Source organism: Hungatella effluvii (assembly GCF_003201875.1).
GTDB classification, from domain to species: domain Bacteria; phylum Bacillota; class Clostridia; order Lachnospirales; family Lachnospiraceae; genus Hungatella; species Hungatella effluvii.
Genome location: NZ_QJKD01000033.1, coordinates 17,032 through 28,050, shown reverse-complemented (window position 1 = coordinate 28,050; position 11,019 = coordinate 17,032). Strand labels below are relative to the sequence as shown.

Here is an 11,019-nt window from a genome sequence, read left to right as displayed (position 1 = left end):
ATTAGAATTTTCAGGGTTTTACATACTGTTCAATCTTCTGTTTTCAAAGTGCTTTGCGTTGTTATGTTCTCAACAGCAACTCGTTTATATTACCATATCGTCTCTGTTTTGTCAACAACTTTTTCAAATTTTCTTTTCAGCTTTTCAACTGAGCCCTGCACCGGACTGTATCCGTGCTGGAGTTATAATATATCATGTTCGCCAAATAAAGTCAAGGGAATTTGTTCCATTTTCTCAAACAATTTTTCACAACACTAAATATGCTCTTATTTCTTGATTTTTCCTATATTTTGTGGTTATAACAAAAATCACCGGACAGACATTTTTTCATTCTGACCAGTGATTTGTTTTAATTGAATATATGATATCAACAATTGCAGACCTACAGCATACCATGGATGACGCCCAAAACAATTGCATTCAGGAAATTATGTTCATATAGAAAGGACAGCCATTTACTGGCTTCCACCTGACGAATCAGTGTCATTCCCCATGAAGTACCGGAGCACGCCGTTAAGACCAGGCAGAGAATCCAGAGAAAGATCAGCCCCTGAACGCCTCCGAGGAGCGCACCTGCAATTTTATTCATTCCAGAAAGGATTGGAAGGCGGGCAATCAAATCCAGCCAGCGCACCACAAGCTTAATCAGAAGATATACGATCGCAAACATCAGTACGAAGCCCACGGAATTTAAAATCATGTCCGCCAGATAGTTCCCTATATAATCAGCAAAGGCATTGACTCCCAAAAGCTCATAGACTTCGTGATTATTATTTTCTATCAGCGCCGATTTGACATTCTGAGGCAGATTAAGGTTCTCGATAATCGTGCGCTGTACGGATGGCACATCTTCATCTTTCTCTTCCTCATCACCAGTTTCTTCCGGCAGGCCGATACCTGCCGCCTGCTTCATGCTGTTGGACAGCGTCTGCTGTATCGACGTATTTTCTTTTAAATATTCTGTTACTTTCGGCATGGATACGTGCACAATTGCCAGAGCCGCCACTAATGCCACCATAGATACCGCAAGCCGGATAAATCCCCTGTAATGTCCGTATAGAACCATGGACAGCAGGTAGACCCCGGCCGCGATCGATAACCAATTTTCCATAAAATTCCTCGTTATAATTCTGCCTCCAGGACGAATCGGTATATGGCCGATGCCACTCCATCTTCGTCGTTTGTGTCCGTAATATAGTCTGCTGCCTTGCAGAGATCCGGTCGGCCATTTTTCATGGCTACGCCGATTCCGGCCTCTAAGATCATGGAAAAATCATTTTCTCCGTCTCCCACGGCCATTGTTTGCTCTCTCTTAAGCCCCAGATGCTCCGCCAGCCGGCGGATACCACCGCCTTTTGTCGCTCCTGGCGCGTTGATTTCAAGATTCATAGGCATGGAGGAGGTAATGAGAATTCCATCGATCTCTTCCAGCACCTTTCTTACCTTTGTGCGTTCTTCTATCTCCGGAAAAAATAAATTGATCTTCTCCACCGGCTTCCGGCAGGTCTCAAGAAACTCAATAATATTCGGATAAACATCTCTGGTCATCCGGACCACTTCCTGAAGCTCCGGCCTCAGACCATATTCCGTTAAATGTTCGTAAAAACGCGGTTCAGTAATGCCGCGGCGCTCAATGTATGGATCGTACATTACATGATACTGATCTATAATTTTTAATATCTTCAGCGCCAGTTCCCATGGAATAGTACACTCCGACAATGTTAGATCTTCTTTCATATCCTCTACCACGGCGCCATTCGTTGTAATGGCATAGCGTACTCCCGGCAGTTCCCGAACGACTGAAGGAATCCCAGACACGGTTCTTCCGGTCGTCGGAACAATGTGAATGCCTCGTTCCAGGCATTCCGTCAGCGCCTGTCTGTTACGGGAAGACAGACGCTTCTGGCTGTCCAGAAGCGTTCCGTCCAAATCAAGTGCAATTAATCTGATATCCACAATTCATGCTCCAATTAGTTATTTGATTCCGCCGTGCACCAATTCGGTTCCTGTGCAGAATCAAAGGCTTACGGCAGAATTACCGTCGTTTTAATTAGTAAATAAAATGCTCTTCTTTCAGGATCAAAAGGCCGTCTTTATCATATTTGGATGAGAATATTCCCTTGACGCGTTTTCCGAAGGATGGCTTTTCTGCACGGTCTGCCGCTTCTTCAATCAGGCCTTCCGCATTCTCTCTTGTCAAAGCCACTCCGTCCTCTTCCATGATCTCGATTCGCTCATACAAGGCCAGCATGCTCTTTCCGGTTATGCTGCAGTCAATTTCATTGGCATAACGGCAGGCGTACTGAGCGAACTCGTCAATATCCATCTCTTCCCCGTGACTTCCAGGACCATCATCATTGCGGTAAGACATGGCTTCCTCGCCGTCTTCGTCTTCTTCCACATAGTAATCGTCATTTTCATCATAGGACTCTTCCGGTTCCATCTCCTCGTAAACCGGCTTTTTACGGTTGCGGAACAGACCTTTTTTCTTTTTCGGTGCCGCCTCCTCATCCGGGAAATCATCATAGACCTCCTCTTCATAAGAATCCGTCTCATATGACTGTGCATCTCTGATATCCTGATCGTAAGAATTCTCTTCATAAGGCTCGTCGGCGTAAACAGGCTGACGGCGCGGTTCAGGAATAACCTCCTGGACTGGTGGAGCAGGCTGGCGTCTGACCGGAGCATCATTTCGTTCCGGATAGAGAGGTCTTACCGCAGCTTTTGGAGCAGCAGCCCCCATAACAGGCTCTTCATTTCTTGCCGCCGGACGCGGCTCCTGTGCCGGAGATATGGTTTGAGTATACTCCTCGCCAGGTTCATAGCCTTCTCCGCTTCCTATGCATTCAAACTTGCTGGCAAGACGCGGATGGTTTCTGTGAAGATTCTCCATCTGCTTGGGATTATCGATCAAAACGACAATCATGCCGCTGTTATCGTGATTCATCAGTTCATATAATTCTTCTAAGGCTTCCGGAGTCAAATCTCCTGCCTCTTCTATAACAAGATCTTTTCCGGCCAGTTTAGATGCGGATGCGAGCACGCCCCTTTTGGAAAGCTTCTCTCCTGTAATCTTGGCGACCGGATTTTTTATGCCGGATTCATTATGAATCTGCTTTAATGCCTCTACAGCAATTTTAAGTCCTTTTTCGGGAGTCCTGGCTTCAATCATCAAATGATTTAATACCGGAGGTTCTTCCTCTTCATCTTCAAGGTCTTCTACCTCAAGAACGTCATCTTCTGTACGCCGTTTGTTCAAAACAGTGACATTTGCCCTATGGTCTTCCGGTGTGCTGTATTCAGAATCCCCCTGAACGTAAGCGGAATCATCGCCCTCTGATTCATCATAAGATGTCTCCGGTTCATCATAGACAGTCTCACCATAGACCGGATCATCACCAGTTAATTCACCATCAGCGGAATCGCTGTACGCAGTCTCACCATATGCCGGATCGTCATAATCAGATGCGCCGTATGCCACGTCATCAGCCAAATTCCCGCCATAGGCTGATTCTTCAGAAGTATTTTCTCCATAGGCCGCTTCCCCATAGGAGTTATCTCCATAGGCAGCGCCTTCATGGTTATTTTCACCATAGGCAGAATCTCCGTAGGTGTTTTCACCATAAGCAGTCTCTCCATAGGTACTCTGGCCATGGGAGGCGTCTCCATATGCATGTCCCCCATAGCCTGGCTCTCGATATGCGTTTTCTCCATAAGCGGCCTCTCCATACGCATTCTCTCCGTATGCCGGCTCGCCATAGGAATTCTCCCCATATCCTGGCTTTCCATAGGTATCTCCGTTATAAGCCTGTCCGTCATAAGAAGCGTCGCCATAAGAGCCGTCTTCATAGGAAGCATCGCCATAGGAAGATTCTCCATATCCGGAATTTCCATAGGTATAGTCTTCCTCAATCACTGGCTCTGCAGGGACTTCATCAGCCATCTCCGGCATACGCATCATTCCTCGCGGTCTTGGCATTGCAGAAGCAAGGCGCTCTGCATTCCCAGCCATATGGACTACGGCATCCGCTGCACCGTATGCAGCACCAGCCATTCCGTCTGCTGCCCCGGCAAATGCACCTCCTGCATATGCGGTTCCTGCTGCTGCGGTCTCTACGGCCGCCATGGAAGCGCCATCGTATTCAGAGTCCCTCATAACCGGGCGGTTAATCCGTCTGATATCATCGAGCACCCGTGTGTTGTCATGTCTCCTGGGGCGCTGTTCAGCCGGCGGTTCCTCGTAAGACATGCGGGACATCTCCCGGGCCAGCCCTTCCTGAACCTCGGCTTCCTGCATCCTGGCCTGTAAATCTCCATAATAGGGTTCCTCCGGCATGTCCATCCCCGGATTCCCATCATCATAGTATTCTTCATCCTGCTCCGGAACATTCATCTGGCCTCCGCCGAGTCCGTATTCCTGTTCCACAGCGCGAAGCTTTGCCTCATATTTATCACGGTTTTCCACCAGATCCATCTGGTAGGTCGTAAGCGGTGCGTACTGGATTTTCAGTTCCATCGCCTTATCCACGTATTTTCCAAGGCCAAACATCAGCATGATCTTATCGCATGTCTCCACGCATCTGTCGGCCATACCTGCTATGCTGTAAAGCTCAGCCAGCTCATACAGCCATTTCTCATCAATTTCCTGACTTGTATAAGATTCAAGAGAATGGATTAACTGCTGGGCAGGCGCACCTTTTGCTTTCAAAATTAAATAGCGTAGAAGCTGCTGTCTCGGATCATCTCCGGCCAGATCGCTGAATTCCCTGTAATATGCCTCAGCTTCATCAATATTGCCCTCTTTTAATGCGAGTTCTGCCAGCTTATAGAGCAGACGTTTCCCAATGGGGGCACGTTCAAACGCCAGAAGAAGAATCTCTCTGGCCTCTTCATAGTCCTCATTTTTCTCGTAAACCATGGCTACCATAGACAGCAGGTTCGTGTTCCTCACACGCCTCCAGTCAATGGTATCGGCAATCTTCATGGCCGTCTCATAATCACTCTTGCCGACAAGCTTCTTTATCTGTTCAACTTTAATATTAAACTCGTACTTATCCATTCTTTTGCATCTCCTAACAAGGTTAATGAGTTACAGTTCGACCCGGCCTTCCAGGGCCCGTAACAATGTTACTTCATCTATGTATTCCAGATCTCCGCCGACGGGCACGCCGCTGGCAATGCGGGTTACCCGTACGCCTGTAGGCTTTATCAGCTTGCTTAAATACATCGCCGTAGTTTCCCCTTCGAGACTGGAATTGGTAGCGATGATAACTTCTTCCACATCACCCTGAAGCCGCTGCATCAGCTCCTTCAGCTTGATATCATTCGGGCCGATTCCCAGCATGGGAGAGATCGCTCCATGAAGCACATGGTAAACACCGTCATACTTCCCCGTTTTTTCGTAAGCCGCCAAATCCCTTGTATCCTCAACAACCATGATGACTTTATGGTTGCGTTTATCACTTTTGCAGATCGGGCACAGCTCCTGGTCTGTTAGAGTGAAACACTCCTTGCAGTAATGGACATTATGCTTCGCCTCAGTAATGGATGAGGCCAGGCTCGTTACTGATTCCTCCGGCATATTGATAATGTGAAATGCCAGACGCTGTGCGGATTTGCTTCCTATTCCGGGAAGCTTGGAAAGCTCTTCTATTAATTTCGTTATCTGACTGCTGTAATAATCCATGATTAGAAAGGAAAGCCTCCGCCCATACCGCCCAGGCCGCCGGTCAGCTTGGACATGGCCGCGCTGCTCTCTTCCTCCATCTGGCGGAACGCCTCGTTGGTCGCAGCCACAATCAGGTCTTCCAGCATCTCAATATCATCCGGATCCACCACTTCTTCAGTAAGCTTCACCGCAGTCACTTCCTTCTTTCCGGATACGGTAACGGATACTGCTCCGCCGCCTGCTGTCGCCGTATACTCTTTTGTCTCCAGCTCCTTCGTCGTCTCTTCCATCTGACGCTGCATTTTCTGAGCCTGCTTCATTAAATTATTCATATTGCCAGGCATTCCGCCTGAAAAACCGCCACGCTTTGCCATGGTGTATGTCCTCCTGTTAATCTTCTATTATAATATCCATATGAATGTTTTCTTTTAATTCTTCGTCACTGACGTAAATGGTATCGAGGCGTTCTCCGCCGCCCCGCAGTCTTGCCTTAAAATAAATTGATTTCTGATAATGTTCTTCCACATACCGTTCGATCTCTCCCAGAGTCGTCGGACGGCTGCCTATAATAAAATTGCTCTGGTCTGTGAACACAACGCAGAGACAGCTTTCTCCCGCCGGTTCCACCACCGTATCCCGGAAACTGGCCCGGATCGGACCTCCCAGGTCTTTTACAATCTTTCCCCACTCGTTGCGGACCAGATTTAAGTCTTCCAACTGCCCCTTGGGGAGCGCAACGCGTTCCGCGGGTGTCATCGGTTCTGACGGGGCACCGTTTCCGCCCGTTCTTCCATTGTCTCCGGCCGGTACGGAATCCATACTGATACCACCTGCCGGCATGGCGCCAGTTACAAAGACGCCCTCTTCCAGCTGTTTTTCAATGTTGCCGATTCGCTGAATGACGGAATCCAGGTTTTCTTCCATCTCGGGGCGGGTCAGTTTAATGAGAGCCACCTCGATCAGCACCCGTTTCTGGGATGCGTAGCGAAGCTGGTTCGAGAGATCAGAGAACACCCTGATAAACCGCAAAAGCGTCTCTCCATCGACCAGGCCGGCTTCTTCCATCAAAAGATTCATATTCTCCGCCGACATATCCAGCATATTTTCCGCGTCATCCACAGACTTTACAATGAGAAGATTTCTCAGATACCAGATAAAGTCTGTTACAAACTGCCCCAGCTCGCGTCCCTGGATTACCATCTCTTCCAGGCTCTTAATACAATCCTTCGTCCGGTTCTCCACGACAGCGCGAAATAACTGGCTGAATACCGTAATGTCTACGGCGCCGAGGACATCCAGCACATTGTCATATGTCAGAATCTCTCCATAATGGAAGGCCACGCACTGGTCCAGAAGACTCAGCGCATCACGCATGGCCCCATCCGCCGCTTTGGCAATATAGGCCAGTGCCTTGTCCTCCACTGAAATATGCTCAGCTTCGGTCAGCTTCTGCAAATGAGACACAATGGTATCAACCGTAATCCGCTTGAAATCATACCGCTGACACCGCGACATGACTGTGACCGGTATTTTCTGCACTTCGGTGGTCGCCAGAATAAAGATGACATAAGACGGAGGTTCCTCCAGCGTCTTTAAGAGGGCGTTGAAGGCTCCTGTAGAAAGCATATGAACCTCATCAATAATATAAACCCGGTATTTTCCTTCCGTAGGGGGATACTGGACCTCGTCCCTGATCTCACGGATATTCTCGACGCCGTTGTTGGAAGCGGCGTCGATCTCTACAACGTTTAAGGAGGAGCCAGCCGCGATATTCTTACACGTCTGGCACTCTCCGCAGGGACTGCCGTCCACCGGATTCTCACAGTTAACCGCTTTCGCAAATATCTTTGCAATACTGGTCTTACCGGTACCTCTGGTACCGCAGAACAGATACGCATGTCCGATACGGTCGGATACTATCTGGTTTTTCAAAGTCTGTACTACATGGTCCTGGCCTCTGACATCCGCAAAGGATGCAGGACGCCATTTCCGGTATAATGCCGTATACGACATGCTCTATGGCTCCTTACTCATCGCCGAAGCTGATGCCTATCATCTTGGCTTCCTTAATGATAGAACTTTCAGGATCGACCGTCTTTAATTTACCGGCAACTTCTTCCAGCGGCACCTTCACGATCTCATCGTTGATCACTGCCACCATATTGCCGTATTCCTTATTCTTGATCAGATACGCGGCCTCCGCGCCCAGACGTGTCGAAAGAACCCTGTCGTATGGACACGGTTCACCGCCTCTCTGCATATGGCCGGGAACAGTCACACGGACTTCCTGTCCTGTGCGTTCTGTAATCTGAGCGCCGATCTCATAAGCGACCGACGGATAGATCACTCCGTTTTTCTTCTTTTCTTTCAATTCTTTCTTGGTAAGAGCGGCGTCCTCCTTAGAAATGGCACCTTCCGCCACTGCCAGGATAGAGAAACGTTTTCCCCTCTTCGTCCTGCTTTTTAACGCTTCCACGACAATATCCAGATCATAAGGGATCTCGGGAAGTAAAATAATGTCCGCTCCGCCTGCGATTCCTGCATACAGGGTAAGCCAGCCTACTTTATGGCCCATGACCTCCACAATAAATACACGGCCGTGAGATGCCGCCGTGGTATGGATGCAGTCAATGGCGTTGGTCGCCACATTGATGGCGCTCTGAAAACCAAAGGTCACATCGGTTCCGTATAAGTCGTTATCAATTGTCTTCGGCAGATGAATGATATTCAGCCCTTCCTCGCGAAGAAGATTTGCCGTCTTCTGACTGCCGTTTCCTCCCAGAACAACGAGGCATTCCAGTTTCAGCTTTTTATAGGTGTGCTTCATCGCTTCTACCTTGTCGAGTCCGTTCTCATCCGGTGTACGCATCAGTTTAAACGGCTGTCGCGAGGTGCCAAGGATTGTCCCGCCTTCCGTCAGAATTCCTGAAAACTCCGACTGCTGCATAACACGGTAATCAGCATAAATCAGGCCCTTGTATCCGTCTTCAAAACCAATTATCTCCACATCGTCATACATTCTGTACAGCGCCTTCGCCACACCGCGCATTGTCGCGTTTAAGCTCTGGCAGTCGCCGCCGCTTGTAAGCATTCCAACTCTCATCATCAAAGCACACCCCTTCTTAGATTCATGTTTAGGAAATAGATACTATATACCCATTTTGTACATAATTATAATACAAAGGGAAGGGTGGGGCAAGGGAAAACTTTGTTCTATCGGGAAATGTAAGAAAATTACCAGTTAAATGGTAATGATTGTACATATAACAAAGAGTCCGGCAAGCCGGACTCGTGCGCCGGAGCGCGGTCGCTTCTGCGGCCATATTTCCTTAGCGCGGAGTGCGCATACCCGATAAAGCGGGGCACGCTGTCCCCCGGAGGGTTTTGTTTCACAGGCGAATTTCCTATGAAACAATAAGACACCGGATTTTGCTTCCCCGGTGTCTTATTGTCTTCTATTCGCTGTATTTTATTTATATTTTTAATCCGTGCGTCTCACTTTGTATCGTTACCACAGGCGTTACCCTGACAGTTAACTCAGTCCAGGCTGCCTCACGGCACACAGGAGGTTCCACTTAGTGCTGCTGCATTCCTGCCCTGACACGGTTCATGAATTCCTGTTGCGTAAGACCCAAACGTCATCGCCACTTATCAGGGGCAGCCCTGCAATAGACGATCCGAGGTGAGACATCACCCCTGCTAGAGCGGATTGCAGGTACAGGGCACCGCTATCTCCCCGGCTGCACGGAAACTTTATGACATGTGTTGGTCTGTATGCGAACTTTCCATATATATACATATAATAACGCACACGTATACATCTTTTCATGTATAGCCAATTTAGTATACATGGAATCCGGCTATTTGTCAAGGAGTCGTCTCTTCCTGTTTTTGTTTTTTTATGGCTGCTTTCTTTTCCCTGAGAGCTTTAAAAAAATCCTTCATAAGCCGCGAACACTCTTCCTCTAAAACGCCATTCTCCATCTCAACCTGATGGTTAAAACCGTCTTCATGAAGCAAATCCAGCACAGAGCCGGCACACCCGGCCTTCGGATTCATGCAGCCGATTACGACATTGGGTATTCTGGCCTGGACGATTGCCCCGGCGCACATGGGGCATGGTTCCAGGGTCACATACATGGTACAGCCTTCCAGCCGCCAGTCCCCCATCTTCTTACATGCTTTTTTTATGGCAATGATCTCCGCGTGAGACAGAACATTCTTATCAATCGTTCTCCGGTTATATCCCCTCGCAATAATCTTGTCCTCATAGACGATGACGCATCCGATGGGTACTTCCCCGATCGCCCCCGCTTTCCGGGCCTGTCCTATAGCAGCACGCATATATTTTTCATCAGCATTCATGCCGGTCCCTCTTTTCACTCATTTCAAAAATATGGTATACAAAGAACACTTGCCAGGTCCTTTCAAGCATGCCCTAGTGCCTCCCGGCGTAGAGAGCAGGTGCTATGCATGGCGTATTTACGCCGGGAGGTACTAGTATGGATGTACACCGAAACACTCAATGAGGTCTTTCACGAATTTAGTGTTTATGGTATACTGACTTTTAAGCGCACTCATAACCAGTGCATTTTAGTATATCACGAAAAGTACACCATGAAAATAAGGAAGCGAAAATTATGAAAATTTGCGGTCTGCAAAAAACAACTCTCCTGGATTTCCCCGGCCATGTCGCTGCCACCATATTTTTAGGCGGCTGCAACTTCCGCTGTCCTTTCTGCCACAATAGCGGACTCCTGGGAAATGATGCCGAAGAAGCCATGACTGAGGCTTCTCTCTTCACTTTTTTAAAGCGGCGTACATCTGTCTTAGAAGGGGTCTGCATCACGGGCGGAGAACCAACACTCTCCGACGATCTGGAAGATTTTATCCGCAGGATCAGGCAGATGGGTTACTTAATCAAACTGGATACCAACGGCTATAAGCCCGCCGTCTTAAAGGATCTCGCCGGGAAAGGGCTTCTCGATTATATCGCTATGGATATCAAGGCCGGCCGGGAAAATTACCCGCGCGTGGCAGGCATACCCGGCATTCAGATGGAAAATATAGAGGAAAGCGTGTTATTTCTGATAAATGGCTCCATCCCGTATGAGTTCCGCACCACCGTCGTGAAGGAACTTCATGACAGCCAGGATTTTCTGGATATCGGACGGTGGCTTGAGGGCTGCCAACACTACTACCTCCAAAACTATGTGGACTCCGGTGAAGTCCTTTGTTCCGGTTTCAGTTCCTGTACAAAGGAAGAGCTTCTGGCTTTTGCAGAAATTCTCCATCCATATATAGCTGACGTTTCTCTGCGCGGAATCGATTATTGACAGATGGCTGACGGT

General features: G+C 48.4%; 9 protein-coding genes and 1 other RNA gene. 1 reads left to right on the top strand and 9 read right to left on the bottom strand.

Annotated features, from left to right (window positions below; genetic code table 11):
- Positions 1-382: 382 nt before the first annotated feature.
- The 9 genes from DFR60_RS29775 to tadA all read right to left on the bottom strand — a co-directional run bounded on the left by DFR60_RS29775 (position 383) and on the right by tadA (position 10,033).
- Positions 383-1,111: a CvpA family protein gene (locus tag DFR60_RS29775; protein WP_110326887.1), complete on the bottom strand. Its 729-nt coding sequence runs from the start codon at positions 1,109-1,111 to the stop codon at positions 383-385.
- A gap of 11 nt (positions 1,112-1,122) precedes the next feature.
- Entirely contained in the window at positions 1,123-1,959 is an 837-nt protein-coding gene (locus DFR60_RS29770) for a Cof-type HAD-IIB family hydrolase (RefSeq protein WP_167437772.1), read from the bottom strand.
- 91 nt (positions 1,960-2,050) lie between these two features.
- Positions 2,051-5,059 carry a hypothetical protein gene (locus DFR60_RS29765; RefSeq protein WP_110326883.1) on the bottom strand — a complete coding sequence of 1,003 codons (3,009 nt, stop codon included), beginning with the start codon at positions 5,057-5,059 and terminating at the stop codon, positions 2,051-2,053.
- 30 nt (positions 5,060-5,089) lie between these two features.
- Positions 5,090-5,686, bottom strand: coding sequence for a recombination mediator RecR (gene recR, locus DFR60_RS29760; protein WP_002605640.1), 597 nt, complete (start codon positions 5,684-5,686; stop codon positions 5,090-5,092).
- A 2-nt stretch (positions 5,687-5,688) separates the two neighbouring features.
- Positions 5,689-6,042 (bottom strand): YbaB/EbfC family nucleoid-associated protein, encoded by a 354-nt coding sequence (locus DFR60_RS29755; RefSeq protein ID WP_002605641.1) that lies wholly within the window; start codon positions 6,040-6,042, stop codon positions 5,689-5,691.
- 16 nt (positions 6,043-6,058) lie between these two features.
- Positions 6,059-7,681, bottom strand: a complete 1,623-nt coding sequence (gene dnaX / locus DFR60_RS29750; RefSeq protein ID WP_110326881.1) for a DNA polymerase III subunit gamma/tau — start codon at positions 7,679-7,681, stop codon at positions 6,059-6,061.
- Between the two features lie 13 nt (positions 7,682-7,694).
- Positions 7,695-8,774, bottom strand: a complete 1,080-nt coding sequence (locus DFR60_RS29745) for a 6-phosphofructokinase (RefSeq protein ID WP_055659948.1) — start codon at positions 8,772-8,774, stop codon at positions 7,695-7,697.
- 380 nt (positions 8,775-9,154) lie between these two features.
- Positions 9,155-9,416, bottom strand: an RNA gene (gene ffs / locus DFR60_RS29740) — signal recognition particle sRNA large type.
- A gap of 119 nt (positions 9,417-9,535) precedes the next feature.
- Positions 9,536-10,033, bottom strand: coding sequence for a tRNA adenosine(34) deaminase TadA (tadA, locus tag DFR60_RS29735; RefSeq protein ID WP_110326879.1), 498 nt, complete (start codon positions 10,031-10,033; stop codon positions 9,536-9,538).
- A gap of 275 nt (positions 10,034-10,308) precedes the next feature.
- Between tadA and DFR60_RS29730 the strand changes: the two genes are divergently transcribed.
- The gene (locus tag DFR60_RS29730) at positions 10,309-11,004 is read left to right on the top strand and encodes an anaerobic ribonucleoside-triphosphate reductase activating protein (RefSeq protein ID WP_110326877.1); all 696 of its coding nucleotides are present in this window, start codon (positions 10,309-10,311) and stop codon (positions 11,002-11,004) included.
- The last annotated feature ends 15 nt before the right edge of the window (positions 11,005-11,019 follow it).

Coding starts and splice junctions, on each gene's coding strand:
- recR (WP_002605640.1), bottom strand. CDS start 5,686: ATGGATTATTACAGCAGTCAGATAACGAAATTAATAGAAGAGCTTTCC.
- DFR60_RS29755 (WP_002605641.1), bottom strand. CDS start 6,042: ATGGCAAAGCGTGGCGGTTTTTCAGGCGGAATGCCTGGCAATATGAAT.
- DFR60_RS29745 (WP_055659948.1), bottom strand. CDS start 8,774: ATGATGAGAGTTGGAATGCTTACAAGCGGCGGCGACTGCCAGAGCTTA.
- dnaX (WP_110326881.1), bottom strand. CDS start 7,681: ATGTCGTATACGGCATTATACCGGAAATGGCGTCCTGCATCCTTTGCG.
- tadA (WP_110326879.1), bottom strand. CDS start 10,033: ATGAATGCTGATGAAAAATATATGCGTGCTGCTATAGGACAGGCCCGG.
- DFR60_RS29775 (WP_110326887.1), bottom strand. CDS start 1,111: ATGGAAAATTGGTTATCGATCGCGGCCGGGGTCTACCTGCTGTCCATG.
- DFR60_RS29765 (WP_110326883.1), bottom strand. CDS start 5,059: ATGGATAAGTACGAGTTTAATATTAAAGTTGAACAGATAAAGAAGCTT.
- DFR60_RS29730 (WP_110326877.1), top strand. CDS start 10,309: ATGAAAATTTGCGGTCTGCAAAAAACAACTCTCCTGGATTTCCCCGGC.